We start from the raw sequence: 25979 nt of genomic DNA, 5'->3' as shown, positions 1-25979 counted from the left end.
AAAGGGAGTAACAAATAGATAAAAAAATGTTATAATTTAAAATTATCGTTCATTATAAAATTACCTCGCCTCCCTCCCAAAATATGGAAAGAGGCGAGATAAAAGCCTTCATGCCGCAAATTATATTTTGCCTACATCAAATTGCTTGCCAATTCACTTAACTGGCTGCGTTCGCCTTTAACCAAGTTGACATGGGCAAACAAACTTTGGTCACGCATACGATCTATCATATAAACAAGCCCGTTGGACTGGCTATCCAAATAAGGCTGGTCTATCTGCTGGATATCACCGGTAAATACCATTTTCGTGCCCTCTCCCGCACGGGTAATAACCGTCTTTATTTCATGAGGAGTCAAATTCTGAGCCTCATCGATAATACAATATGTCTCACTCAAGCTACGCCCGCGAATAAAAGCCAGAGCCTCGATTACCAACTGTTCACTTTTCTGCATGTCCTCAAGGCGTTTCACTTCACTGGAATTGGAAGCAAACTGATGCTTGATTACATTCAGATTATCAAACAAAGGCTGCATGTAGGGAGCCACCTTTTCATTCGCATCACCGGGAAGGAAGCCCAAATCCTTATTGGAGAGAGCCACGATAGGACGTGCCAGCAAAATCTGTTTATAGTCGGTCAGTTTGCCCAATGCAGCAGCCAATGCCAGCAGTGTTTTACCGGTTCCAGCCTTACCGGTCAAAGCAACCAGTTTGATGTTAGGATCGTTTAATACCTCGAACGCAAAGCTTTGTTCGGCATTACGCGGTTCAATGCCATAATTTTTAGTCTTATTTACCCGGCAGACAGAATGCGTGAAAGGATTATAACGCGCGAGCACACTGCTCCGGTCACTTTTCAAAACAAAGCAATCATTGGGATGGATAACATCCTTGAAATCGAATTCACTGATATCCAAGCCCTCTTTTGAAGAATAAATACGGTCTATCAGAGCAGGATCAATTCCTTCAAATATCTCATTTGATTTTTCGAATATATCTACGTTCAGCACTTTGTCGTTGATGTAATCTTCACACAACAAGCCGATAGAACGTGCTTTCATGCGCAGGTTAACGTCCTTCGTGACAAGAATGGATTTCACCTTCGGTTGCTTTTCAGTCAGCCAATCTGCAACCGATAAAATCTGGTGATCAGGGATACGTTCGGGAAAAGAATCTTGCACCCGCTTAGAATCAATTTTACCGGCTACCACAAACAAACGCCCCAAACCTTCACCCAACGGTGCACCCTTTGTGAAAAGATCGTCATCGGTAATTAAGTCAAGTTCACGGACAAACTCACGGGCATTAAAATTAATTTGTTCATTGCCTTTCTTGAATTTATCCAATTCCTCAAGAACCACAATGGGAAGATAGATGTCATTCTCTTGAAAATTCTTCAAACATTTATAATCGTGAAGGATTACATTCGTATCAATCACAAAGTTTTTCTTAGCTCCCATACTCGTTAGATTTAAATTGTTCATATCATTGACAAGACAAGCCGAATTTTACGCTATCTTTGTCGTCACTAAAGATAAACAAATAAACGGGTCGAAAGGATCGTTCCCTTGTTAAATATTATAAAAGATGGATTATCAGGACACTTTAACTTACTTATATAACAGCGCACCCATGTTCCAGCAAGTAGGCAGTTCGGCATATAAAGAAGGGCTGGAAAACACGTTAGCCTTGGATGAACACTTCGGGCATCCGCACCGGTCATTCCGCAGCATACACGTAGCCGGCACAAACGGAAAGGGGTCTTGCTCCCATACTCTTGCCGCCATATTGCAGGAAGCAGGCTATCGAGTCGGACTATATACTTCCCCACACCTGATAGATTTCCGTGAACGCATCCGCGTGAACGGCCGGCCTATACCAGAAGAATATGTCATTCATTTTGTGGAGAAAGAGCGCAATTTCTTCGAACCACTGCATCCCTCCTTCTTCGAACTGACCACTGCTATGGCATTCCGCTACTTTGCCGATGAAAAAGTAGATGTAGCTGTGATTGAGGTCGGCTTGGGAGGACGGTTGGATTGCACCAACATCATCCATCCGGACTTATGCCTCATAACTAATATAAGTTTTGACCACACTCAGTTTCTGGGGGATACATTAGCCAAAATAGCGGAAGAGAAAGCAGGCATAATAAAGAAAGATATCCCCGTTGTCATCGGAGAAACCATTCCTGAAACCAAACCCGTTTTTCTGAAAAAAGCATTGGAAACAGGAGCACCCGTCTATTTTGCGGAAGAAAATGACCGAGAGGATTATCCCGGAATAGAATGTGAACTGGAAGGAATCTATCAGAAAAAAAACACCCGCACTATCCTCACCGTTCTCCCGCTTTTGCAAGAAGCCGGATTTCGCTTGGACGAACAGTCCGTGCGCAGTGGCTTTGCCCATGTCACCGAATTGACGGGGCTGATGGGACGCTGGCAGAAATTACAGGATGCTCCTACCCTGATCTGTGACACCGGGCACAATGTAGGGGGCATCACTTACATTGTCAAACAACTTAAACAGCAAACATACCGCCGGCTGCATATTGTAATAGGCATGGTAAACGATAAGGATATCCGGGGGGTACTGGCATTACTGCCTCAAGAGGCTACTTACTATTTTACCAAAGCCAGCGTAAAGCGTGCATTGCCTGAAAGCGAATTAAAGGAACTTGCCTCCACTGCCGGCCTCCAAGGCTCTTGTTATCCTGATGTACCCAGTGCCGTGAGGGCCGCACAGAAAAAAAGCCTCCCGGAAGATTTCATCTTCGTAGGAGGCAGCAATTTCATTGTGGCGGATTTATTAGCGAACCGCAATGCACTCAATCTCCACTAAAGCATCTTTAGGCAGTGCTTTCACAGCAACAGCCGAACGTGCAGGAAAAGCACCGTCAAAATAAGTGGCATACACTTTATTCATGTCGGCAAACAGTGACATATCTTCCAGGAAAACCGTAGTTTTCACAACGTTTGCCATACTCACTCCCGCTTCTTCCAGAACATGTTTCACATTCTCCAATGATTGTCGGGTTTGGGCTTCAGTACCTTCTGCCATTGCTCCCGTAACAGCATCAATCGGCAATTGACCTGAAACAAATACTATCCCATTTGCTTCGATAGCCTGACTATAAGGCCCTATAGCTCCCGGAGCTTTTGGGCTGCAAATTACTTTTTTCATTGATTTACTATTTTATTAAATTAATAACCAGTATTCTATAACATCCGACACAAAAAATATCAGAAAACATGCAGTATTTCAAACTCCGATGCATTTATTCAATAAACAAATACACGAGAAAGAAATTCACTCATAACCTGTTTGTACCTAGACTTAACTTTAATTTTAACACGGAGGGGGAGATTTCCCCAAACAAGGGCTCTGCTTGGGAAAACAGAGCTCTTGTTTTTTATTTCTACTTACAATGTTTTTCAATCAATGCATCAGCATTCGGATCGCCCAATTCCTTAGCCTTGGCGAAACTGGCGCACGCCTCATTCTTCTTTTTCATCTGAACTTGTGCAATCCCCATCAAACGATAAGCTTCCGCATACTTCGGATCTATCTCCAAAGCTGCTTTCAATACATTGATAGCTTCTTCGTTCCGACCGACACGGATATTAACCACTGCCAACTCGGCACGGTAAGTCAAATCTTTATGATTCAGTTCAATAGCCTTTGCTAAATCATCAAGCGCACGTTGATACTGCTTCGCTTTCAAAGCTGCCTGTTCACGATAATAATAAAACACATCATTCACGTTGCCATTGACAGCCTTGAAATAGGCATCATAATCAAGCATGGCATTACGTGCCTGATTCGCATTCATCCGTACTTGGGCGCGTTCCAGCAGATAAGGAGCAGCCTCTTCCGTATAGGGCTCCGGAAAACGGGCCATGCAACTATCCATCAAAGCCAATATTTCTTCCACGGGTGACTGCATCATTTCTTTGGTTTTGGCAGCACTGAAAAAGGTTGCCGCAGACGCCAAGTTCGTTCTGTTCACCTTGTCGTAGCATGCATACGCAGCCGGATAATCCTGTTTGGCAAACAATATATCACCTTCCATTTGTACATAAACCGGTAATTCTTCAATGGAAATAGCCTTTTTTATTTCTTCCAAAGCCTTGTCAAAAGTCCAATCTTTATAAACCTTTTCCGGCTTTCCCAGTCGATAACCATAAATAATTTTGGCGCGGTTGAAGTAAGTATCGTCTTTTTTGGAAGCAACAGACAACGCTTTATCCATATCTGCCACAACCTTATCCATAGAGGCATCATCCGTTGACAGAGACAGCAGCAGAGAAGCACGACGGAGATAACCATCAGCACTGTTGGGATATCGGGATATGAAATCATTCAGAACTTCCATATATTTCTCGGATGAAAGCTGGGAAGAAACCATATAGAGGAACACCAATGCCTGTTCCTCTGTATCCGGCAATGCTTTCTTGATATCAATGCCTTTCAATGCCATATTTCCATAAGACAATGCACTGATATTTTGTTTTTGAGCAAAATTAGCATCAACCGCATAGCAAATGGTAGCCGTATCCTGACCGGATGATTTCTGTGCCAAACCAAATACCTGCCCATCCGCAGTCATTACAGGACAACTTACCATCTTGTCTTTCAAATGCATACCGAGGGTATAATATGAATATTCACCAGCAATCGCGGTAACCTCTTTCACCTTTCCTGCTGTATAGGAACGATCTTTCTGAGTGGAATATGGCAACAGATACACTTCATCACCTGCTGCAAGAGAGGTGGCAGATAAAGAAAGAGCAGGAACTTTTTTCCCGGAGATTCCTACACGGAACTTTACCACATCATACATATCATCGGCTCCCATAATAGCTTCAACCGGCATCTGCACACCATCAGAACTCATTATAACGGCACGCTTTGCACCCTTAAACAGACCATAGTCAGATAAGGCAATCCCGTCTTCGGTTATAAAAAAGCCATTTCCGGTATTCAGTATCTTATCGCTCTGATCATATGTTACCACTGAAAAGACAGCACGTTTGGCTTTTTCCACCCACTTGGGCGCTTGAGCTACACTCCACTGAGCCAACAAACAGAGAGTAAGCGTCAAAAGCATCTTTTTCATATTTTAGTTGTTTCTTTGTTTCACAGCTTCATAAATCAAAACCCCTGCGGCAACAGATACATTAAGTGATTCAATAGTCCCCAACATCGGAATTTTCACCCATTCGTCACACAAAGCCAGATTATCATAAGACACTCCCTTATCTTCAGCTCCCATAATGATACACATCGGCCCGGTATAATCGGCTTTAGTGTAGTCGTAATCTCCCTTCTCCGTAGCAGCTACAATATGGAAGCCACTGTTTTTGAGAAACTGCAAAGTTTCTTTCAGGTTCTGCTCCCGGCAAACGGGCAAGGTATGCAAAGCACCTGCAGAAGTCTTAACCGCATCGGCATTGACCGACACACTGTTTTTGGCAGGAATAATCACCGCATCTACAGCCGCACATTCACAAGTACGGGCAATAGCACCGAAATTGCGGACATCAGTTATGCCATCCAACATTACAAACAAGGGATTCTTTCCCTGCTCAAAAAGAAATGGCGTCAGATCCTCAGTCTTTTGGTATGTCACCGCCGAAACAAAGGCGATTACCCCCTGATGATTTTTACGTGTCATACGGTTGATCCGTTCTACCGGAACACGCTGCACAGGAATCAACGTCCCTTTCAAGGCAGCAAACAACTCCTTGGACAAGTCACTTTGGATATCCTTCTTCACCAGTATCTTGTCTATTTCCTTTCCTGCCTGAATGGCTTCTATCACGGCACGAACACCGAAAATCATTTCACTTTTATCAACCATATGTCTATTTACTGTTTTTACTATTCATTATTTTATTATTACCACCTAATCATCTCCCAAGCAATGCTTTTGCATTGTTCAAAGCCGCCTCAGTCAAGGTAGATCCACTCAGCATATGCGCTATCTCCTCTATCCTTTCATCATCTGTCAAACAACGGATATGGCTATTCGTCTCTGTTTCATTATCTTGTTTATAAACCTTATAATGAGCACATCCGCGAGCTGCGATCTGAGGTAAATGAGTGATACTGATAACTTGACGGTTGCTCTCCCCCATCTCCTGCATGATATCAGCCATCCGGTCCGCTATCTCACCGGAAACTCCGGTATCTATTTCATCGAACACAATGGTGGGAAGCTTCACTGCACCTGCTATCATTGCCTTGACAGACAGCATGACACGGGCAATTTCACCACCGGAAGCTACTGAGGATATGCTTTGTAAAGTTCCGTTTTTATTAGCGGAAAACAGGAAGTTGACCGTATCAGTACCATGTATGCCCGGCTCCTTACGAACTCCCATTTCCACCAGAAAACGCACATTGGGCATACCAAGCGGCATCAGGCGTGAGGCCATCTGCTTCTCCACCTCACGCGCTGCCGCAGTACGCGCCTTCGTAAGTACATCGGCCTGCTTTTTCACAGCATTATATAAGGTTTCACAACGCACCTTCAATTCTTCAATATTCTCTTCCGATGAAGTTATAGCCGAAAGCTTTTCAGAATACTCATTCTCAAGCGCCAAAAGCTCGTCAACCGTAGAGACACGATGCTTTTGCTGAAGTGTGTAAATTAAATTCAAGCGCCCGTTCACTTCTTTCAAACGAACAGGGTTAAACTCCACTCCCTCTTCTTTCCCGGAAATCTCCTGCGAAATATCTTTCAGTTCTATATAAGCACTTTCCAGACGTTCGGCAAGCTCACCGGCAACAGGAAAGACACTCTGCAATCCAAGCATGGTATTCAGACAATCTTTGAGTTCGGAAAGCAAACCACCTTCATCCGCATACAAAGTCTGTCCGGCACGATACAGCCCCGCTTTGATTTCCTCCGCATGACTCAAAGTCTCCGCTTCCTGCTCCAGTTCTTCCTGTTCGCCTGCCGACAAACGGGCATCTTCCAATTGCTCCAATTGGAAGCGGATATAATCTTCATCAGCTTTATCCTGTTTCGCACAGGCTATGAGGTGTTCCAAATCATGCGATGCCTGCCTCCATTCCTGATAAATTGTCCGATACGATGCCAGATTATCTTCATTGTGTGACAGGATATCCAGTACATTGAGCTGGAAACCTTCCTTATTCAATAGTAAATTTTGATGCTGGGAATGTACGTCGATCAATAATTCGCCCAATTCTTTCATTTGAGCCAATGAAGCAGGAGTATCATTAATAAATGCCCGGCTTTTGCCGGAAGCATACACTTCACGGCGTAGGATGCATTCGTCATCATATTCAAGCTCATTTTCTTCAAAAAAAGGCTGCATGCCGTAAGCGGATATGTCAAAACGAGCCTCAATAATACATTTTGACGCTCCTGTACGTATAGACTTCACGTCAGCACGCTGTCCGAGCAGCAAGCCTATTGCCCCCAGAATAATAGATTTTCCAGCGCCTGTCTCACCTGTTATCACGGAGAAACCACTACCAAACTTGATGTCAAGTTTCTCAATCAGCGCATAATTCTGTATATAAAGTGAACGCAACATACTAATTGACAATTGATAATATCTTTACCAGACGATCTACAATGTCTTTGGCAACTTCAACCTTGGACTTCAACGGATAATCAGTCGTTCCCTCCCGGTCGATAATACAGATTTTGTTCGTATCACAACGAAAGCCGGCCCCTTCATCATTCAAGGAATTCAGCACAATGAAATCCAGGTTCTTCCGATTAAGTTTACTCTCTGCATTATGCCGTTCATCATTGGTTTCAAGAGCAAAGCCCGCCAATATTTTCCGCTTTTCCGTAGCGTCCTTCAATTTCCCCAAAGCGGCAGCAATATCCTGCGTAGGTTTCAACCGCAAAGTCATGCCTCCTGTCTTTTCCCGTTTGATTTTCTCATCTGCTACTTCCTCCGGAGTATAATCGGCAACTGCAGCGGACAAGATTGCAGCATCTGCCTCTTTAAAGAGTGCATAGGCGACATCATACATCTGCCGGGCCGATTCCACCTCATGATATCGGTACATAGGAAAATGTGTAGTTTGCTGTACCGGTCCCGTAACCAATATTACCTTAGCTCCCCGACCGGCACATTCATCGGCAAGTGCAAATCCCATCTTTCCTGAAGAATAGTTACCGATAAAACGCACCGGATCTATCTTCTCGTAAGTAGGTCCTGTCGTTATCATAATGGTTTTGCCAACTAAGTCACCCTCCTTGAAAGCAAAATATTGTTCCAGATGAAGAATGATCTTTTCCGGTTCCTCCATGCGTCCCTTGCCTATCAGATGACTGGCAAGCTCTCCCGCACCAGGTTCTATAACATGATTGCCGTAAGAACGCAAAATCTCAAGATTCTTTTGGGTAGAAGGATGGGCATACATATCCAAGTCCATAGCAGGAGCTATAAACACAGGGGCTTTTGCCGAAAGATAAGTGGTTATCAGCATATTGTCAGCTATTCCATTTGCCATCTTGCCAATAGAAGAAGCTGTAGCCGGAGCTATCAGCATGGCATCAGCCCACAATCCCAAATCAACATGGCTGTTCCATGTTCCGTCACGCTGTGCAAAGAACTCACTGATGACCGGTTTTCCTGTCAATGCAGACAAAGTGATGGGAGTAATAAATTCTTTACCGGCAGGAGTTATGACCACCTGTACTTCGGCGTCCCGTTTTATCAAGCCACGGATGATATGGCATGCCTTATAAGCAGCGATGCTTCCAGTAATGCCTAATATTATTTTTTTCCCTTTCAGAATATTCGCCATTTTGCACTTGCTATTTCTGAGTCATTTCACGCAGGCGTATCTTTGTCAGCATAGCCTTGGTATTCAAGGTAAAATCACTGTTCAAAATCCAGCTATAATAACCCGGATCACGCTTCAGCACTTCCGAGACAGACATGCCTTTATACTTGCCGAAATTAAAAATCTCCACTCCATGCTCATCATAAACCATGCGCCCTGCAAAGTCCACATTTTTGTTGAAGCTGGAATAATCGGCAAGAAAAGCGACATCATTCTGCAAATCTTCATAACGATCCAACTGAGCCATCAGCACCTCGTACGTAGCACGGGTGTCAGCCTCGGCTGTATGTGCATCTTCCAGATTCTTACCGCAATAGAATTTATAAGCTGCGGACAAAGTACGCTGTTCCATCTTGTGAAAAATAACTTGTACATCCACGAATTTACGACGACTCATATCAATATCCACTCCAGCGCGCAGGAATTCTTCCGCCAGAACAGGTATATCAAAACGGTTGGAGTTAAAGCCAGCAAGATCACTTCCTTCAATATCATTGGCTATGTTACGAGCAACCTCCTTAAAAGTAGGGCATTTTGCCACATCTTCATCGTAAATGCCGTGAACAGCCGAAGCCTCGGCAGGAATATGCATTTCAGGATTGATACGCATTGTTTTCGCTTCTTCATTTCCGTTAGGATAAACCTTCAAATAACAGATTTCGACAATTCTATCCGAATTGATATTTGTACCGGTTGTCTCCAAATCGAAGAAAACAATCGGATTTTTCAAATTTAGTTTCATTGAATTTTATATTTACTATATTTTTCACAAATAGCCTGCCCCAGATTTATCTTTTTAGGCACGGATCACACGGATTGACACAGTTTATTTAACCTGAATCGTAAAATCCGCGTAATCCGTGCCTAAATCACAGATGACAGATTACTATTTCTTTCAGTCATTCAGCATCATCGGCATCAGCAACATCAGTAAATCTTCATTTTCTTCCTGCTCTACTGGAATGATGACACCGGCACGAGATGGATCAGCCAACTCAATAATCACCTCATCAGCAGAAATATTATTCAGAATGTCAATCAGAAAAGTAGATTTAAAACCAATGCTCATCGGATTACCGGCATATTGGCAAACCAGATTTTCTTCCGCAGAAGTGGAGAAATCTATATCCTGAGCAGAAATTACAATAAGATTCTCCTGCATACGCAACTTGATAAGGCTGCTTGCCTGTGATGAAAATATGGAAACACGGCGCAATGCACCGATCAACTGTTGGCGATCTACAGTAACCTTATACGGATTATTCTGCGGAATTACTGAGTTATAATTCGGATAACGCCCTTCGATCAGGCGGCATACCATACGGTAACTCTCCAAAGTAAACACCGCGTTACGCTCATCAAACTCGATGACAACATTGCCTTGTTCCTTTGGCAACAAATTTTTCATCAGAGAAGCCGGTTTTTTGGGCAGAATAAATGCAGCGCGTTCATTGCCTTTTGCAGCCAACGTCTTGCAACGTACCAGCTTATGACCGTCGGATGCGACCATCGTAATATCTTCGGTTGTGATGTCAAAATAGATACCGTTCATTACAGGACGAAGCTCATCATCGGCTGTCGCAAACACAGCACGGTTAATGCCACCAAGTAATACCTGCGCATCCATTTCCACCCGCACAGCATTATCGCCCAACATAGCCGACTGGGGAAACTCATCTGCGTTCTGCCCCACCAGACTGTATTTACCGTTCTGATACTGTACCGTAATCTCCAAAGAATCCGTATTAATCTCAAATGTCAGCGGTTGTTCCGGAATTTCTTTCAATGCGTCCAACAAAGTTTTGGCAATCACAGCAAAACGTCCGTCCATATCACTTTCATTTACTTCAACGGTAGTAACCATAGTCGTTTCACTGTCAGACACAGTTACAGTTAAAGTTCCGTCTTGCAGTTCAAAAAGGAAACAATCCAAAATAGGCAGCGCATTTTTCGAATTAATCACTCGACTGATAGCCTGCAAATGGCTTGAGAGCGCAGTGCTTGAAACGATAAATTTCATATAATCTATATATTTAAGTTTTTATTTTGTCTTCTTATTTAAGCAACGGACAAAGTTAAAAAAAGAATTCCCTACAACAAAGAAATAGAAAGAAAAAACGCCCGAATATTCGTCTCGTATTACTAAAAAATTGTAACTTCGCAGCATCATTTAAAAAGAGAACAATGGAATTTACAGGAAAAATCATCGCTATACTCCAGCCCAGAGGCGGAGTTTCTAAGTCCGGCAACGAATGGAAATCACAAGAATATGTGATCGAAGACCATGGCCAATATCCTCGCAAAATGTGCTTCGACGTTTTTGGAGCAGATAAAATAGAACAATTCAACATTCAAATGGGCGAGGAACTGACCGTTTCTTTCGATGTAGATGCACGCCAGTGGCAAGATCGCTGGTTCAACAGTATCCGTGCTTGGAAAGTAGAACGCGTGAGTGCTGCCGCATCTGCGCCGGGCGCCCCCGTACCCCCTCCCGCACCCAGCGCCGCACCGGAATTCCTTGCAGGAGACGCAAAGGATGACCTGCCTTTCTGAACAAAAATCATCAGGCTCGGATTATGCAGACATTAATATTCAAAATAAAGAATATTAATGTCTGCATAATTCGTGTCCGATATATATTAAGTATTTCTTTTAATTGGCTTTCTCGCCCTTATAAAGCAGTACAATATTGGGATATATCACTCCTTCCGCACATGTGAATTGTATAGCAAGCATAAAATTACGGAAAAATTTTGCCTGACGAAAAAAGAAATTTGGAATTAACCGTACATACGTTTCAGGCTGATTCAACATTTCCTCCATGTCCACCATCATTACAAAATTGTATATAGGAGATAAACTTCCTATCCCTTCTTCATATATCGGCATACCATCCAGCACATCTGCATTCTCCACCGCATCTATATATGCAGAAAGACTGGAAGCATCGGGGGCCAACAACAAGCTTCCCCGATAAAAACTGGCGTAAGTGTAAAGCGCAGACTCGGTAATGCCTGTAATCTGAGTAAGCAAAGTATTGCGGGGTAATATATATTGCCTGAACCTTCTTGCCTTAGGATATCGGGCATAATCGGGAGACAATCGCGGAACAGGTGGAGCGTCTTCTTCCCTCGGAGTGGCATGCAACAATGCTTGCAACCGACTTTCAGCAGCCAACTCATCTTTCACGGGAACACTCATTACAGCGCACGGCAACGTGTTTAGCGTATCTTTAGAATAAAAAAGACAAGACATCACACTTTCTCCTCCACAATCATTCAGATAAGCAATCCATTCTTCATCGCGCCTCTTGATATAGTCGGAATAGGTAGCCTTGGCATATTCCTGCCGGGCAGTAAAGCGGAATACTGCCTTTCTGTCTGAAAGTGCCCAACGGTCATAAAAAAATGTAGTGGACGGTAGGAATGCGCTCGGGAAACCTTCCACCGGTTTCTGATTACGTAAGACATTGATGAATGTCTGTGCAGAATCTGGCTCATGACTAAGACCTGAACAATAAATGGCATTTTCATTAAATTTCATATCAAACTCCACCCAGCTTCCCAAATGGGTCTGAGAACGGATGCCATCCGTAGGCTTTCCCATATCCACATTCTTCATACGCACATAAAGCGTAGCAGAGACTTTTTCGTGTTTATCGACATGCATTCGGGGAAAAGACCGGAGACTCATCAAGGATTTTTTTTCGCGGTATGCATCGATGACATGCTCAACAAGCCGTTTCTGAAAACTGACAACCAAAAAATCCGGAGTAAAGTAAACGGCCAGAAAGCGTCCGTCCTTCATCGGGTAAATTCTTATTTCCTCTCCCTTATAATCGAAGAATTTAGAAGGAAAGTTGCTGGAACAATATTTATGCACAAAAGATTCCACCAGTTCATAATCACCGGAGCCCAAGCTACAATATAACACCTGATTCATCGGAGTGTCTGGCTCATGAAAACTAATCAACATTTTATTCATCTGTTTGCTCAGTCCATGGGGAGTGTCTTCCACTAATGTATATAGGTACTTCTTGAGACAAACAAAAAGATCGGATATGTATAAAAAATGATTATCCTTACTGCAATCCAGTTGATTGACATCCTCCACCAAATCAGCCATGCGGTCTGTTTCAAGTACCGAGACAGCATCTTGAGGAACCAGCGCATAAAGATTGAAATCCTGCTGATTCTCCACTGCATTCAGGCGCAGAAAAGAGTACACGCCGAACCCCGTACATAGCATCACTACGGACAGAACAACAGCTATTCGTATAAGAAGTCGAGGCTTCATGGCATTCATTTATCAACTCTTGGCAAAAATAGTATTTCCTACTAATAAAACAAAACAAATGTTTCAAAAAGTTTAGAAAAGAATTTCTTGGCCGTCGTAAGCCAAATGCACATGTGGAGGAAGTTGTTCGCTGACTTCGGCATGCAGACCGATATGATGACTCATGTGAATGAGATAAGTTTCCTTAGCTCCGATACGGTTCGCTACTTTCAGTGCTTCGGAAAGGTTCTGATGAGTGGCATGAGGCTGTAAACGCAAAGCATTCATCACCAGAACATCTACCCCCTCCAACTGTTCATAAGAGGCTTCAGGCATTGTGAGCATATCCGTGACATATCCCAAACGTTGCCCGATGCGGTAGCCCAAAATCGGTAATTTTCCATGCATAATCCGGACTGGCATTATTTCGGTATGATGAACATAAAAAGGAATACCGGCTTCCACTTCCCAAAGGTAAATGCGGGGTACTCCCGGATAAACTTTATCCACAAAACAGTAAGGCATCCGTGCCCGCAAATGAGTAGCGGTATAAGTATCCGAATAAACAGGTATTTCGCCAAAACGGCAAAAAGGCCGCAAGTCGTCCAATCCCCCCACATGGTCATAATGCTCATGAGTTATCAGAACACCGTCAATCTTCTCAAAAGAAAGCATACGCAACATCTGCTCCCTGAAGTCAGGACCGCAGTCAATCAATATCACCGCATCGTCCGTATGTAGCAAAGATGACGCGCGCAGCCGATTGTCACGCGGATCGGCAGAAGCGCAGACAGAACAAGTACAACCAATTTCCGGCACTCCCGTGGAGGTTCCACTTCCCAATATCCTTAATTTCATATCTGTTTCCGCTTAATCATATAAAATTCACTTCCGGATGAATGTCAATACCAAACTTCTCAAAAACAGATGCTCTTACCGCATCGGACAGGGCGACAATGTCCGTTCCAGTAGCCCCTCCCAGATTGACCAGCACCAAGGCTTGCTTGTCGTACACGGCAGCGGCTCCCAATGCCTTACCTTTCCATCCACATTGGTCTATCATCCATCCGGCAGGTATCTTCACGCTGTCCGTATCCATGTCATAATGAGGAATAGAAGGATATTTGTCCTGCAACTCCTCAAACTTCACACGCGACACTACGGGGTTCATGAAGAAGCTTCCGGCGTTTCCCAATATATGGGGATCGGGTAACTTGCTTTCACGGATTTCGACGATCACCCGCCTCAAGGTTCTTAAATCCACCACCGGATATTTCATCAGTTCATTGCGTATAGAGCCATAGTCCAATGTAAAATGTTCTTTCTTGGACAGACAGAAGTTTACATAAGTCACAAACACAGACTTCATTTCCGGCAGTTTGAATATACTCTTCCGATAGACATAGCTGCACTCGTCAACCCTGAAAACTCGTTTCTCTCCCCGGATATTCATGGTTTCCACAGAAGAAACCAGATCTTTCACTTCCACTCCGTATGCCCCTATGTTCTGCACGGCACTTGCCCCGACTTCACCGGGTATCAATGAAAGGTTCTCGGCTCCATACCAGTTCCGTTCCACACAATATGCCGCAAAATCATCCCACACCACACCGGCTCCCACGCGAACCGAAACTTTATCCTCATCTTCCGCCGTCACCTCTATCCCGGTTATACGGGAATGAAGCACCGTACCTTCATAATCTTTGGTGAACAACAAGTTACTGCCGCTACCCATGTGCAGATAAGGCACAGTAATACCTCCCGCCATAATCAATTCCAGCAGCTCAGCTTCCGAGCCATACTCCAAGAACTTTGCAGCAGAGACATCAAGGCCGAATGTGTTAGAAATCTTTTTCACTTTCTACTAATCATAAAATCAAATACTGGTATCCTCATATTTGTACAGTTCCCACTCTCCTCCCCGTTTCCGGAAATAAAAGACATTTGAATATCCATTGCCAATGCCATTTACTTTCAGGATTTTAGAGTTCGACAAGTCTTCATTTTTCTGTCCGTAATTGATATTAGACAATTTATCTACAGGCAATACCGGACGGAAAGCATTCCACTGATTCACGTCAAGGGTCGTTTCCAGAATGGAAAATTCATCATCCGGATCAATAGTGATAAACTGCAACGGATTGCAAACATGACGGTTCTGATACAGACTGTCTGTAGCAAAACGGGTATAGAAGCTTACAAAGTCTTCATTTTCTCCCTTTTCAATATGCCTCAAATTAATGGCTTCGAGCATCCACATGCCTCTCCTACGCTCAAAATAATATTTTTTCACCATACGGGTTTTCAAGTAAATCCACTCCACCTGTACGGATTTCAGGGTAGTGTCCCCTACCATATCCATATCCTCCTCTTTGTCAAAAAGCAGAGTATAGTAACTCTGCTTAGTGAACAAATAATCATGTCTCCAAAACTTTTCTTCTATTTTAGAAGAAGTATCTCCGTTGTAATAAGGCAACGGAAATACTGTCCTTTGCTTCTGTAAGGCATCGTCCGAGGCATAATTGAAGATGAAATCATCAAATAGCTCGTCGGCTTCGGTCGGCTTCGGTTCTTCTTTTATCCCGGTCTGTTCCAGCGTATCCGCCTTATAACCGACCGAATCCACCATCTCGGTGATGGTAGCAAAGGGATCTATTTTCTTTTTCTTATTTCCACATGAAACAAAAAAAACAAGTAACAAGAATCCCAATAATAGCTTTTTCATCCTTTACGGACCCTTACGGTCACTTATTTAATTTAGCTCTTAACTTCTCAAGCATATCCACGGTCATGGATTCCAAATCATACTGAGGTTTCCAATCCCATTCTTCACGAGCACAAGTGTCATCCAAGGAATCAGGCCAGCTATCGGCAATGGCCTGCTTCAGCGGATCAATCTCATACAGCATTTCAAAGTCGGGCACATGCTTCTTTATTTCCCTGTAAATTTCTTCCGGATCAAAACTCATGGAAGCCACATTGAACGCGTTGCGGTGCTTCAGTCTTGCCGGGACTGCTTCCATTAGCGAAATGGCCGCATTCAGTGCATCAGGCATGTACATCATATCCATATATGTACCCGCTTTCACCGGGCAGACAAACTTTTCACCCTTTACCGCAGAGTAGTAGATATCTACTGCATAATCCGTTGTGCCGCCACCCGGAGGGGTTACATTAGAGATAATGCCAGGGAAACGTACGGCACGGGTATCCACTCCATATTTCGTATAATAATAGTCACTCAACAATTCAGTGGTCACTTTTGTCACGCCATACATCGTACGTGGACGCTGAATAGTGTCTTGCGGAGTTTTCACGTGAGGGGTGGCCTCTCCGAAAGAACCGATAGAACTCGGAGTGAACACAGCGCAATTATATTCGCGTGCCACCTCCAGCACATTCCACAATCCATCGATACCGATTTTCCAAGCCATCGCCGGACGGCTTTCGGCAACAACCGAAAGCAGGGCTGCAAGATTATAAATCGTATCAATCTTGAACTGGCGTACCACCACTTCAATAGACTGACGGTCGGTCACATCGGCAATAGCCGAAGGTCCTGACGCTTTCAGTTCACCCTTAGGCATAGCACTCGGAATGTATCCGGCTACAACATGGTCAGCACCATAACGTTTACGCAACTCCAATGTTAGTTCCGAACCAATCTGTCCGGTAGCTCCGATTACCAAAATATTCTTCATAAGACTTAATTATAAGGTGTTTGTTAATATTTAGGCGCAAATATACATACTTTTTTTTCATATTTCTATCATTTTGTTCTTGTTTATTCCAAGAAAAATTGTGTCCTTTGCAGAGCATGCCGTAGGGCATGCATCACCATTAAATATTAAATCGCTATGTACGGTAAAATGAAAGACCATCTCAGCCAGACTATCGCTGAGATTAAAGAAGCAGGACTCTACAAAGAGGAGCGCTTGATTGAAAGCGCGCAACAAGCTGCTATCACAGTAAAAGGCAAGGAAGTGCTGAACTTCTGCGCCAACAATTATTTGGGACTGTCCAATCACCCCCGGTTGATTACCGCCTCCCAAAAGATGATGGAACGCCGCGGCTACGGCATGTCATCCGTCCGCTTCATCTGCGGGACGCAGGATATACACAAAGAACTGGAAGTTGCCATCTCAGACTACTTCAAGACAGAGGACACTATCCTTTACGCGGCTTGCTTCGACGCCAATGGCGGTGTATTCGAGCCTTTGTTCACTGAAGAAGATGCCATCATCTCCGACTCTCTGAATCACGCTTCAATCATTGACGGCGTACGTCTCTGCAAAGCCAAACGTTACCGCTATGCAAATGCCGACATGGCCGATCTTGAAAGATGTTTGCAGGAAGCTCAGGCACAACGTTTCCGCATCATCGTTACAGACGGCGTCTTCTCCATGGATGGTAATGTAGCCCCGATGGACAAGATTTGTGACCTCGCCGAGAAGTACGATGCACTGGTCATGGTGGATGAATCGCACTCTGCCGGTGTGGTAGGTCCTACGGGGCATGGGGTAAGCGAACAATATAATACTTACGGACGCGTAGATATTTATACCGGCACTTTGGGCAAAGCCTTCGGAGGTGCATTGGGAGGTTTCACTACAGGACGTAAGGAAATCATCGACCTGCTCCGCCAGCGCAGTCGCCCATATTTGTTTTCCAATTCATTGGCTCCAGGCATCATTGGCGCCAGCCTTGAAGTATTCAGTATACTGAAAGAAAGCAATGCGCTGCACGACAAATTAGTGGACAACGTGAATTATTTCCGCAATAAGATGACCGCCGCCGGTTTCGACATTAAGCCAACGCAAAGTGCCATCTGTGCCGTGATGCTATACGATGCAAAGTTATCTCAGATTTATGCAGCCCGCATGCAGGAAGAAGGCATTTATGTAACTGGATTCTATTATCCCGTAGTTCCGAAAGACCAGGCTCGCATTCGCGTACAAATTTCAGCAGGACATGAAAAAGAGCATCTTGACAAATGCATCACCGCATTCATCAAGGTAGGAAAAGAACTTGATGTACTGAAATGATTTTAACAGCAAGTTATGAAATAAGAAAAGCCTTGTGGTAATTATCACAAGGCTTTTCTTATTTCATAACTTGCATTTTTCTATTTGCGCTCTCCCATTTTTGCATCCACAAAAAAGATTCCAGCATTGCCAGCTTTCTTAATCATATCCACAATGCCGGCAGAGGTCGCCTCTTCTTCTACCTGTTCGCGTACAAATCCCCATAAAAAATCCTGAGAAGCCTTATCCTTTTCGGAAGCAGCCACATCGACCAATTCGTCAACCATCTTGGATACCCGGCATTCATGCTCATATACCTGCTCGAACAGTTCCAACGGAGTGCCGAAGTCATTGGGAACAACATCGACTTTATCTAATTTAGCTTTTCCGCCACGCTTAATGACATAAGACGCCAATTCACAAGCATGTGCTTTCTCTTCAAAAGATTGTTTTTTCAACCAAGAAGCCATACCGCAATAGCCTTCTTTCTCCATATAGAAAGACATTGCCAAATAAAGGTTTGCAGACCACATTTCAGCCGTAATCTGTCCATTAATTGCATTTTGTAATTTTTCTGTTATCATAATCACATTTGTTAGTTAAATTGAAATTATTATAAATGTAACAAAAGCACATTTATTTTGTTCATCCAATAAAATTCTTTTCAGAATAAATCACAAGCAATACGAATTCAACAATAACAAATTTCTCCTTACTACATCAGCAAACAGACAGACACACATAAATAAAGCAATTAATCAAAAAAACATTTATCACGCCAGTTCTTCTGAGATATATCCCTGCGGCAATTCCCGGCAATTGTAACTTGACGCCATTATCTCACCATAAGCACCGGCAGAGCGGAGAGCGATGAAGTCACCGCGTTTTACGGTATTCAGGTCGATGGCCTTACCGAAGACATCAGAAGACTCGCAGATAGGTCCCACTACATCGTAAGTCTGCATGGGAGCATCCGAAGTTATGTTCTCTATCTTGTGGAACGCCTGATAAAGCGCCGGACGAATAAGGTCTGTCATACCAGCATCCAAGATAGCGAATTGTTTATTAGTACCTTGCTTCACATAAAGCACGCGCGAAATAAGAGAGCCACACTGTCCTACCACCGAACGTCCCAACTCGAAATGAAGCGTTTGGTAAGAGCGCAACTTCAGGTGTTCATCATAAGTAGTGAAGTACTTTTTGAAATCGGGAATAGCCTGGCGGTTGGGATGAGCATAGTCAATGCCCAGACCACCGCCCACATTGATGTGCTCGATACAAATACGGCGTGCTTCGAGCTTATCCTGCAATTCGTTGATGCGATTACACAATGCCACGAAATCTCCCATGTCCAGAATTTGCGAACCGATGTGGAAGTGCAGACCTATAAATTTGACATTCTTCATCTCCTGAGCAACATCAATCACATAATCCATATCCTGCATACTGATACCGAACTTGTTTTCTGCCAGTCCGGTAGTGATGTTGGCATGGGTATGTGCACCCACATTGGGGTTGATGCGGAAAGCTACATTAGCAACCTTGCCTTTGACAGCAGCCAATTCGTTGATGACTTCCAGCTCAGGAACGGACTCCACATTAAAACAGAAAATATTGTAATCCAATCCTATATTTATCTCCCAATCTGCCTTACCCACTCCAGCAAACACAATCCTGCCAGCGGGGAAACCGGCTTTGACGGCGGCACGAATTTCTCCACCGCTTACACAATCGGCTCCCAGACCATTCTCACGAATAATAGCGAGCACCTTGGGATTAGCGTTGGCTTTTACGGCATAATGCACCGAATAGTTGTCATACTTGGACACTTCGGTACGAATACCGGAAAGCGTGTCACGCAATACCTGTGTATCATAATAATAAAAAGGAGTGCGCAATTCGCTGAATTTATTAATAGGGAATATTCCTTTCATATAACAGTATATAATCTTTGTTTAGTGAAAAATGCGAAGAAAGTTCTTTTTATTTTACAGGCACGTACTTCACGGGTTCTCTATTCTTTAATCCGTGAAGTACGTGCCTGAAATTATCGAAAGTATTTTATTGCCCGTTGAACAGTTCATTGCTGAGGGCTTGCAATGCCGCTTTTTTATCACATTCACGGATAAGGAAAGAGATATTGTAATTACTACCACCGAATGAAATCATACGTACGGGAATATTACGCATGGCATCCAGAGCCTTTGCTTCAAAGCCCACATTCTCCCATTCGAGGTCGCCCACCACACAAATGATACACATATCCCTGTCCACTGTCACCGTACCGTATTTCTTCAAATCATCCAGAATTTCGTTCAGGTGCTTTACGTTGTCAATAGAGACAGATACTCCTACCTCAGAGGTACAAATCATGTCGATAGAGGTCTGATAGCTTTCAAATATCTCGAATACCTTACGCAAAAAGCCATGTGCAAGCAACATGCGGCTGGACTTAATCTTGATAGCCGTAATATTGTCTTTGGCAGCCACAGCCTTTATTTTCCCTTTCTCCGTATCATTGGAAATCAACGTACCCGGAGCATCAGGATCCATCGTATTGAGCAAACGTACGGGGATATTGGCATATTTGGCCGGCTGAATGCAAGTGGGGTGCAAAATCTTTGCACCAAAATATGCCAACTCAGCAGCTTCCTCAAAATGAAGATGACGCACCGGATCTGTTTTATCCACAATACGGGGATCATTATTATGCATACCGTCAATATCCGTCCAAATCTGAATCTCGGAAGCGTTGACAGCAGCGCCAATCAATGAAGCTGTATAATCGCTGCCGCCACGCTGCAAATTATCGATTTCTCCATAAGCATTGCGACAGATATATCCTTGTGTAATATAAATGTCAGCGCCGGGATGGAGTTCCAACTGCACCTGAAGCTTGTCTTTAATATAAACAGGATCGGGTTCGGCGTTCTTGTCCGTACGCATGTATTCCAAAGCAGGCAACAGAACTGAATTCACGCCACACTCCTGCAGATAATAATTCATCATGCCGGTGGAAATCAGTTCGCCTTGTGCCAATACGACCTTCTCCTCAAATAAAGTGAAAAGGTCTTTCGTGTAAGAACGGATATAGTCGAAGTGGGATTTGATAAGTTCCCCCCCCTTTTGTTTATACTCCGGCGTAGCAAAAAGTTCATCAATATGCTGACGGTATTTACGCTCCAGCTTGTTGATAATCTCGTTGGCCCCTTCCGGATTCTTCTTGTACAGATAGTCAGAAATCTCCACCAAAGTGTTTGTAGTACCCGACATGGCAGAAAGAACCACAATTTTACGTTCACCATCAGTGATTAATTTGGCCACCTCCTTTATCCGTTGAGCCGAACCTACTGAAGTACCTCCAAACTTTAAAACTTTCATTTTCGTTCCTGTATTAAGTTTATTATATAATTTTATTTATTTCACTTCTATAAGTGATGACGGCGTTGTGTATTCAACTGTAACGTCCGTCATGTGATGATCGGCGCAACGGTACACTCTTCCCGGAAACTCACGGAGCAATTGCAAGTTGTGCGTTGTCATTACCACCAAAGAGCCAGCTTCGCTGATATCATGCAAAAGTCCTGTAATAGCATGCCCTGTCTCTACATCCAGATTTCCCGTAGGCTCATCCGCCAGAATAATTTCTGGTGAATTGAGCATAGCACGCGCAATCACAATACGCTGCTGTTCCCCCCCCGACAATTCATTAGGCAATTTATATCCTTTATTGCTCATGCCCACCAATTTCAAGACTTCTTCTATACGATCTTTAATCTCTCCCTTGTTTTTCCATCCGGTAGCCCGAAGTACAAACTCAAGGTTATTATAAACCGTACGGTCAGTGAGCAACTGAAAATCCTGGAAGATAATTCCCAACTTACGACGCAACGGTGGAATATACTTGCGTCTGATATGGAGCATGTCATACCCCAGTACATCGGCTTCTCCCGCTGCAATATCCAACTCACCATAGAAAGTTTTCAGAAGGCTGGTTTTGCCTGAGCCTACCTTACCCACCAAATAGACGAACTCACTTTTATGAAGTTCCAGATTCACGTCATTCAATACGCACAACTCCTGCTGGTGTATTTCTACGTCTTTATATCGTATCAACGCCTCGCCCACTTTAACTTCTAATATTTAATTATTAATATTCAATTGCTTAGTGCTTCTTCCAGTTCACACTGTGGCGTTCTTCCAATTCACGGGCAAGATCCTCAATACGATATCCTTTGGAAGTAAGCAGCACAATAAGATGATACAACAAATCAGCTCCCTCATAGATCAGACGCTCGTCCACGCCGTTGCAGGCTTCAATAACAGTTTCCACTGCTTCTTCCCCTACCTTCTGAGCCATTTTATTAACGCCAGACTCAAATAAACTGGTTGTATAAGAACCTTCCGGCATTTCTGCATAACGTTTATCGATGAAGTCTTGAAGAAGCTTCAGGAACATGATCGGCTGCTCATTTTTCTCACCCCAGCAAGTGTCCATGCCGGTATGACAAACCGGACCTACAGGGTGAACCTGAACAAGTAGAGTATCTTTATCACAATCTTCTTTGACAGAAACCACATTCAGGAAATTGCCGCTTTCCTCACCTTTCGTCCAGAGACGTTTTTTAGTACGGCTGAAGAAAGTCACTTTTCCTGTTTCCAAAGTTTTGTCATACGCTTCCCGATTCATGAAGCCCAGCATCAATACCTTAGCGGTATCAGCATCCTGTATAATTGCCGGAACAAGTCCGTTCATCTTATCAAAATCCAACATCTTAATATTATTTATTAGGTACTAAATATTATCGCATCAAACGCATAGAAATTCCTTGGGCACAAAGATACGATTTTAAATCGGGAATTTTAACCTCCCCAAAGTGAAAAACACTGGCAGCCAATGCGGCATCCGCTTTTCCTTCCAAAAACACATCGCGAAAATGTTCTTTGGAACCTGCACCACCTGACGCAATGACGGGTATCGAAAGTTTATCTGCAAGGATGGCAAGAGCTTCATTGGCATACCCATTTTTCACACCATCATGATTCATACTGGTAAAAAGAATTTCCCCAGCCCCTCGTTCCCCGGCCTCTCTGGTCCATGAAAACAGTTCTCTATCCGTCTCCACACGACCACCGTTCAGATAGCACCACCATCCCTTTTCCGTGCGTTTGGCATCTACCGCCAACACGCACACTTGCGAGCCGAAATGCTTAGCTATCTCGTCTATCAACTCAGGACGGCGTATAGCTGAGGAATTGACGGAAATCTTATCTGCACCTGCATTCAGAAGGCGATCCACATCAGTCAACTCATGAATACCTCCACCCACTGTGAAAGGAATACTGATATTGGCAGCAATACGCTTCACTAATTCAACAAAGGTTTTCCGCCCTTCAAAACTGGCCGTAATATCCAAAAACACCAATTCATCAGCACCTTGCTCACTGTAAGCACGAGCCAACTCAACCGGATCACCGGCTTGACGCAGATTCACGAAATTGGTTCCTTTCACCGTCTGCCCGTCTTTGATATCAAGACAAGGAATAATTCTTTTCGCTAACACAATTATTTATTCTGAATTTTAAACAATGAATTTCTCCAAATCTTTAAGTGCAATGCGTCCTTCATAAAGCGCCTTTCCAAAAATAACGGCAGGCACACTGACAGACTCCAGCAAATAGACATCTTCAATACAACTTACCCCTCCACTGGCTATCAGATAAAGATCCGGATGCCGTTCCAATATTTCTTTGTATAAAGAGACCGAAGGTCCTTGCAACATTCCATCACATGTGATATCCGTACAAATCACCTTCCGAATACCATTCTTCACATATTCCTTGAGAAAAGGGAACAATTCGCAAGCACTCTCATCCTTCCAACCATTAACGGAAATCTTATAATCTTTCACATCTGCACCAAGAATGATCTTGCCCGGACCATACATCCCAAGCCAACGGCAAAACTGTTTAGGATTACTTACAGCAATGCTGCCCCCTGTCACCATCTGCGCGCCATTTTCAAAAGCGATGACCAAATCTTCATCGCTCTTTACTCCACCGCCAAAATCTATTATCAGGGAAGTGCGCGAAGCAATCTGTTCCAAGACACGGTAATTCACCACATGATGTGACGCCGCCCCATCCAGATCGACCACATGAAGCCTCCGGATGCCATGAGCCTCCAACTCTCTGGCAACTTCCACAGGATTCTCATTATATACTTTCTTACTGCCATAATCACCTTGAGAAAGGCGCACGCATTTTCCATCAATAATATCAATAGCGGGTATCAACTCAATCATAAAACCAATAATTTAAGTTATCAGGAAACATTTCCATCATAAATCCAAGAAGTTCTGCAAAATACGCTCTCCCACACTCCCACTCTTTTCCGGATGAAACTGGGTTGCATAATAATTATCTTTATGTAAAGCTGCGCTGAACGGAAAAATATAATCTGTTACAGCAGCAGTACAGTCATTAAGCGGTACATAGTAACTATGCACAAAATACACAAACTCTTCTTTCGTAAAGCCTTTGAATAAGGCACTTCCAGTATGCATAATCGTGTTCCAGCCCATGTGCGGAACTTTATCTTCATGCCTGCGGGAAACAAAGCGCTTCACATCGACATCAAAGATACCAAGACAATCTGTATTTCCTTCTTTCGAATGACGGCACATTAACTGCATACCCAAACAAATGCCCAGTACCGGTTGCCGCAGCTCTTTTATCAGCCTATCCATGCCTCCGACACGCAGAAAATCCATAGTGGTTTCAGCTTCGCCCACACCAGGAAAGATTACTTTATCAGCAGCACGCAGCACTGTCTCATCTGCCGTTATGACGGCCTCCACTCCTAAGCGTCTTAATGCATAATCCACAGAACGGATATTACCCGCATTATATTTAATGACTGCAACATTCATATTATCAACCTCTTATTACAAAATTACCAACCACGGAATATCCGTCAATTAAAAATTACCGTCTTATTCTTATAAGCCAGCACCTTACGTTCAATATGCTTTTGAACTGCACGAGAAAGAACAATTTTTTCCAGATCCTTACCCTTATTCACTAGATCAGTCACCGTATCCTTATGGGTGATACGGACTACATCCTGCTCTATAATGGGACCGGCATCCAGTTCGGTAGTGACATAATGGCTGGTAGCACCAATAATCTTCACTCCACGTTCAAACGCTGCATGATAAGGCTTTGCACCTACAAATGCCGGAAGAAAAGAATGGTGAATATTGATAATACGGTTAGGATAAGCATCAATCATCTGCTCGGAAATGACTTGCATATAACGCGCCAACACAATAAAATTCACTTTATGCTTGGCCAATAACTCCAATTCCCTTTCTTCTTGTCCCACCTTTGCCTCCTTTGTAATCGGAAAAAGATAAAAAGGAATGCCAAAGCGTTCAGCCACATGTTGCAAATCGGGATGGTTACTGATAATAAGAGGTATCTCCACATTCCATTCTCCCGCAGTATAACGCGCCAGCAAATCAAACAGGCAATGCGACATCTTTGAAACAAAGATAGCCATACGAGGCTTTACATCCGAGAAGTACAGACGGAAAACCATTTCATACTTTTGCGCATATAGAGTAGCAAAATAATCCTCTATTTTTTCTTGAGGCACTAAAAAATATGTCAACTCCCACTCAATACGCATAAAAAAAATATTCTCCACATGATCCACATATTGATCCAGATAGATAATATTGCCTTTATTCACCGTTATAAAGTCCGTTACTTCTGCCAAAATCCCCGGCTTATCGGGGCAGTGAAGCAACAGCTTGGCTGTTTTCATCATCCTAAAAT

Annotated in this window: 25 protein-coding genes; 3 read left to right on the top strand and 22 right to left on the bottom strand. The window is 43.5% G+C overall.

All coding sequences use genetic code 11. The features are described 5' to 3' along the window. Window positions 1-131 precede the first annotated feature (131 nt). On the bottom strand, window positions 132-1457 hold the full coding sequence (locus tag BACHE_RS09440) for a PhoH family protein (protein WP_013547468.1): 1326 nt from the start codon (window positions 1455-1457) through the stop codon (window positions 132-134). A gap of 127 nt (window positions 1458-1584) precedes the next feature. Here BACHE_RS09440 and BACHE_RS09435 point away from each other — a divergent pair, with 127 nt between their 5' ends. Next, complete coding sequence (locus BACHE_RS09435) at window positions 1585-2838, top strand: bifunctional folylpolyglutamate synthase/dihydrofolate synthase (RefSeq protein WP_013547467.1); 1254 nt, start codon at window positions 1585-1587, stop codon at window positions 2836-2838. Here the strand turns inward: BACHE_RS09435 and BACHE_RS09430 are convergent. The 7 genes from BACHE_RS09430 to dnaN form a co-directional block, all read right to left on the bottom strand. Then, window positions 2806-3180 carry a RidA family protein gene (locus tag BACHE_RS09430; protein ID WP_013547466.1) on the bottom strand — a complete coding sequence of 125 codons (375 nt, stop codon included), beginning with the start codon at window positions 3178-3180 and terminating at the stop codon, window positions 2806-2808. The two genes, BACHE_RS09435 and BACHE_RS09430, sit on opposite strands and share 33 nt — an antisense overlap. Window positions 3181-3415: 235 nt before the next feature. Beyond that, window positions 3416-5116: a S1 family peptidase gene (locus BACHE_RS09425; RefSeq protein WP_041579305.1), complete on the bottom strand. Its 1701-nt coding sequence runs from the start codon at window positions 5114-5116 to the stop codon at window positions 3416-3418. 3 nt (window positions 5117-5119) lie between these two features. Next, complete coding sequence (rlmB, locus tag BACHE_RS09420; RefSeq protein ID WP_013547464.1) at window positions 5120-5860, bottom strand: 23S rRNA (guanosine(2251)-2'-O)-methyltransferase RlmB; 741 nt, start codon at window positions 5858-5860, stop codon at window positions 5120-5122. 49 nt (window positions 5861-5909) lie between these two features. Then, the gene (recN, locus tag BACHE_RS09415) at window positions 5910-7568 is read right to left on the bottom strand and encodes a DNA repair protein RecN (protein WP_041579304.1); all 1659 of its coding nucleotides are present in this window, start codon (window positions 7566-7568) and stop codon (window positions 5910-5912) included. 1 nt (window position 7569) lies between these two features. Then, window positions 7570-8799, bottom strand: coding sequence for a bifunctional phosphopantothenoylcysteine decarboxylase/phosphopantothenate--cysteine ligase CoaBC (gene coaBC, locus BACHE_RS09410; protein WP_013547462.1), 1230 nt, complete (start codon window positions 8797-8799; stop codon window positions 7570-7572). Window positions 8800-8809: 10 nt separating this feature from the next. Beyond that, the gene (locus BACHE_RS09405; RefSeq protein WP_013547461.1) at window positions 8810-9580 is read right to left on the bottom strand and encodes a 3'-5' exonuclease; all 771 of its coding nucleotides are present in this window, start codon (window positions 9578-9580) and stop codon (window positions 8810-8812) included. 153 nt (window positions 9581-9733) lie between these two features. Continuing rightward, window positions 9734-10858, bottom strand: coding sequence for a DNA polymerase III subunit beta (dnaN, locus tag BACHE_RS09400; protein ID WP_013547460.1), 1125 nt, complete (start codon window positions 10856-10858; stop codon window positions 9734-9736). A gap of 164 nt (window positions 10859-11022) precedes the next feature. Here dnaN and BACHE_RS09395 point away from each other — a divergent pair, with 164 nt between their 5' ends. Further along, window positions 11023-11391: a DUF3127 domain-containing protein gene (locus BACHE_RS09395; protein ID WP_013547459.1), complete on the top strand. Its 369-nt coding sequence runs from the start codon at window positions 11023-11025 to the stop codon at window positions 11389-11391. Between the two features lie 99 nt (window positions 11392-11490). Here BACHE_RS09395 and BACHE_RS09390 read toward each other — a convergent pair whose 3' ends face one another. The 5 genes from BACHE_RS09390 to BACHE_RS09370 all read right to left on the bottom strand — a co-directional run bounded on the left by BACHE_RS09390 (window position 11491) and on the right by BACHE_RS09370 (window position 16814). Continuing rightward, complete coding sequence (locus BACHE_RS09390; protein ID WP_013547458.1) at window positions 11491-13134, bottom strand: hypothetical protein; 1644 nt, start codon at window positions 13132-13134, stop codon at window positions 11491-11493. A gap of 72 nt (window positions 13135-13206) precedes the next feature. Then, window positions 13207-13971, bottom strand: a complete 765-nt coding sequence (locus tag BACHE_RS09385; protein ID WP_013547457.1) for an MBL fold metallo-hydrolase — start codon at window positions 13969-13971, stop codon at window positions 13207-13209. A 16-nt stretch (window positions 13972-13987) separates the two neighbouring features. Continuing rightward, window positions 13988-14971, bottom strand: a complete 984-nt coding sequence (murB, locus tag BACHE_RS09380) for a UDP-N-acetylmuramate dehydrogenase (RefSeq protein WP_013547456.1) — start codon at window positions 14969-14971, stop codon at window positions 13988-13990. Window positions 14972-14989: 18 nt separating this feature from the next. Then, window positions 14990-15838, bottom strand: coding sequence for a DUF4348 domain-containing protein (locus BACHE_RS09375; RefSeq protein WP_013547455.1), 849 nt, complete (start codon window positions 15836-15838; stop codon window positions 14990-14992). Window positions 15839-15857: 19 nt separating this feature from the next. Beyond that, window positions 15858-16814 (bottom strand): NAD-dependent epimerase/dehydratase family protein, encoded by a 957-nt coding sequence (locus BACHE_RS09370; RefSeq protein ID WP_013547454.1) that lies wholly within the window; start codon window positions 16812-16814, stop codon window positions 15858-15860. A 156-nt stretch (window positions 16815-16970) separates the two neighbouring features. On the opposite strand from BACHE_RS09370, the gene kbl reads away from it, so the two are divergent. Continuing rightward, a complete protein-coding gene (gene kbl / locus BACHE_RS09365; RefSeq protein ID WP_013547453.1) occupies window positions 16971-18158 on the top strand; it encodes a glycine C-acetyltransferase in 1188 nt (395 codons plus the stop codon). Window positions 18159-18238: 80 nt separating this feature from the next. Here kbl and BACHE_RS09360 read toward each other — a convergent pair whose 3' ends face one another. From BACHE_RS09360 to purU, 9 genes are all read right to left on the bottom strand, one after another. Then, a complete protein-coding gene (locus BACHE_RS09360) occupies window positions 18239-18721 on the bottom strand; it encodes a ferritin (RefSeq protein ID WP_013547452.1) in 483 nt (160 codons plus the stop codon). Window positions 18722-18910: 189 nt separating this feature from the next. Beyond that, complete coding sequence (gene lysA / locus BACHE_RS09355) at window positions 18911-20071, bottom strand: diaminopimelate decarboxylase (RefSeq protein ID WP_013547451.1); 1161 nt, start codon at window positions 20069-20071, stop codon at window positions 18911-18913. A 127-nt stretch (window positions 20072-20198) separates the two neighbouring features. Next, the gene (locus BACHE_RS09350) at window positions 20199-21518 is read right to left on the bottom strand and encodes an aspartate kinase (protein ID WP_013547450.1); all 1320 of its coding nucleotides are present in this window, start codon (window positions 21516-21518) and stop codon (window positions 20199-20201) included. A gap of 36 nt (window positions 21519-21554) precedes the next feature. After that, window positions 21555-22265 (bottom strand): cell division ATP-binding protein FtsE, encoded by a 711-nt coding sequence (locus tag BACHE_RS09345; RefSeq protein WP_041579303.1) that lies wholly within the window; start codon window positions 22263-22265, stop codon window positions 21555-21557. 37 nt (window positions 22266-22302) lie between these two features. Then, on the bottom strand, window positions 22303-22911 hold the full coding sequence (gene hisIE / locus BACHE_RS09340; protein WP_013547448.1) for a bifunctional phosphoribosyl-AMP cyclohydrolase/phosphoribosyl-ATP diphosphatase HisIE: 609 nt from the start codon (window positions 22909-22911) through the stop codon (window positions 22303-22305). A 28-nt stretch (window positions 22912-22939) separates the two neighbouring features. Beyond that, on the bottom strand, window positions 22940-23701 hold the full coding sequence (hisF, locus tag BACHE_RS09335; RefSeq protein ID WP_013547447.1) for an imidazole glycerol phosphate synthase subunit HisF: 762 nt from the start codon (window positions 23699-23701) through the stop codon (window positions 22940-22942). An 18-nt stretch (window positions 23702-23719) separates the two neighbouring features. Next, entirely contained in the window at window positions 23720-24442 is a 723-nt protein-coding gene (locus tag BACHE_RS09330) for a 1-(5-phosphoribosyl)-5-[(5-phosphoribosylamino)methylideneamino]imidazole-4-carboxamide isomerase (RefSeq protein ID WP_013547446.1), read from the bottom strand. A 36-nt stretch (window positions 24443-24478) separates the two neighbouring features. After that, window positions 24479-25069 carry an imidazole glycerol phosphate synthase subunit HisH gene (gene hisH / locus BACHE_RS09325; RefSeq protein WP_013547445.1) on the bottom strand — a complete coding sequence of 197 codons (591 nt, stop codon included), beginning with the start codon at window positions 25067-25069 and terminating at the stop codon, window positions 24479-24481. A 44-nt stretch (window positions 25070-25113) separates the two neighbouring features. Next, a complete protein-coding gene (gene purU, locus BACHE_RS09320) occupies window positions 25114-25971 on the bottom strand; it encodes a formyltetrahydrofolate deformylase (RefSeq protein WP_013547444.1) in 858 nt (285 codons plus the stop codon). Window positions 25972-25979 lie beyond the last annotated feature (8 nt).

Origin of the sequence: Bacteroides helcogenes P 36-108, assembly GCF_000186225.1 — a bacterium.
GTDB classification, from domain to species: domain Bacteria; phylum Bacteroidota; class Bacteroidia; order Bacteroidales; family Bacteroidaceae; genus Bacteroides; species Bacteroides helcogenes.
This window is presented reverse-complemented; position numbering and strand designations above follow the sequence as displayed.

Coding starts and splice junctions, on each gene's coding strand:
- kbl (WP_013547453.1), top strand. CDS start 16,971: ATGTACGGTAAAATGAAAGACCATCTCAGCCAGACTATCGCTGAGATT.
- BACHE_RS09390 (WP_013547458.1), bottom strand. CDS start 13,134: ATGAAGCCTCGACTTCTTATACGAATAGCTGTTGTTCTGTCCGTAGTG.
- BACHE_RS09350 (WP_013547450.1), bottom strand. CDS start 21,518: ATGAAAGTTTTAAAGTTTGGAGGTACTTCAGTAGGTTCGGCTCAACGG.
- BACHE_RS09385 (WP_013547457.1), bottom strand. CDS start 13,971: ATGAAATTAAGGATATTGGGAAGTGGAACCTCCACGGGAGTGCCGGAA.
- BACHE_RS09375 (WP_013547455.1), bottom strand. CDS start 15,838: ATGAAAAAGCTATTATTGGGATTCTTGTTACTTGTTTTTTTTGTTTCA.
- BACHE_RS09435 (WP_013547467.1), top strand. CDS start 1,585: ATGGATTATCAGGACACTTTAACTTACTTATATAACAGCGCACCCATG.
- lysA (WP_013547451.1), bottom strand. CDS start 20,071: ATGAAAGGAATATTCCCTATTAATAAATTCAGCGAATTGCGCACTCCT.
- BACHE_RS09430 (WP_013547466.1), bottom strand. CDS start 3,180: ATGAAAAAAGTAATTTGCAGCCCAAAAGCTCCGGGAGCTATAGGGCCT.
- BACHE_RS09440 (WP_013547468.1), bottom strand. CDS start 1,457: ATGGGAGCTAAGAAAAACTTTGTGATTGATACGAATGTAATCCTTCAC.
- rlmB (WP_013547464.1), bottom strand. CDS start 5,860: ATGGTTGATAAAAGTGAAATGATTTTCGGTGTTCGTGCCGTGATAGAA.
- BACHE_RS09405 (WP_013547461.1), bottom strand. CDS start 9,580: ATGAAACTAAATTTGAAAAATCCGATTGTTTTCTTCGATTTGGAGACA.
- BACHE_RS09395 (WP_013547459.1), top strand. CDS start 11,023: ATGGAATTTACAGGAAAAATCATCGCTATACTCCAGCCCAGAGGCGGA.
- BACHE_RS09360 (WP_013547452.1), bottom strand. CDS start 18,721: ATGATAACAGAAAAATTACAAAATGCAATTAATGGACAGATTACGGCT.
- recN (WP_041579304.1), bottom strand. CDS start 7,568: ATGTTGCGTTCACTTTATATACAGAATTATGCGCTGATTGAGAAACTT.
- BACHE_RS09370 (WP_013547454.1), bottom strand. CDS start 16,814: ATGAAGAATATTTTGGTAATCGGAGCTACCGGACAGATTGGTTCGGAA.
- hisH (WP_013547445.1), bottom strand. CDS start 25,069: ATGAATGTTGCAGTCATTAAATATAATGCGGGTAATATCCGTTCTGTG.
- purU (WP_013547444.1), bottom strand. CDS start 25,971: ATGATGAAAACAGCCAAGCTGTTGCTTCACTGCCCCGATAAGCCGGGG.
- BACHE_RS09330 (WP_013547446.1), bottom strand. CDS start 24,442: ATGATTGAGTTGATACCCGCTATTGATATTATTGATGGAAAATGCGTG.
- BACHE_RS09425 (WP_041579305.1), bottom strand. CDS start 5,116: ATGAAAAAGATGCTTTTGACGCTTACTCTCTGTTTGTTGGCTCAGTGG.
- dnaN (WP_013547460.1), bottom strand. CDS start 10,858: ATGAAATTTATCGTTTCAAGCACTGCGCTCTCAAGCCATTTGCAGGCT.
- coaBC (WP_013547462.1), bottom strand. CDS start 8,799: ATGGCGAATATTCTGAAAGGGAAAAAAATAATATTAGGCATTACTGGA.
- hisIE (WP_013547448.1), bottom strand. CDS start 22,911: ATGTTGGATTTTGATAAGATGAACGGACTTGTTCCGGCAATTATACAG.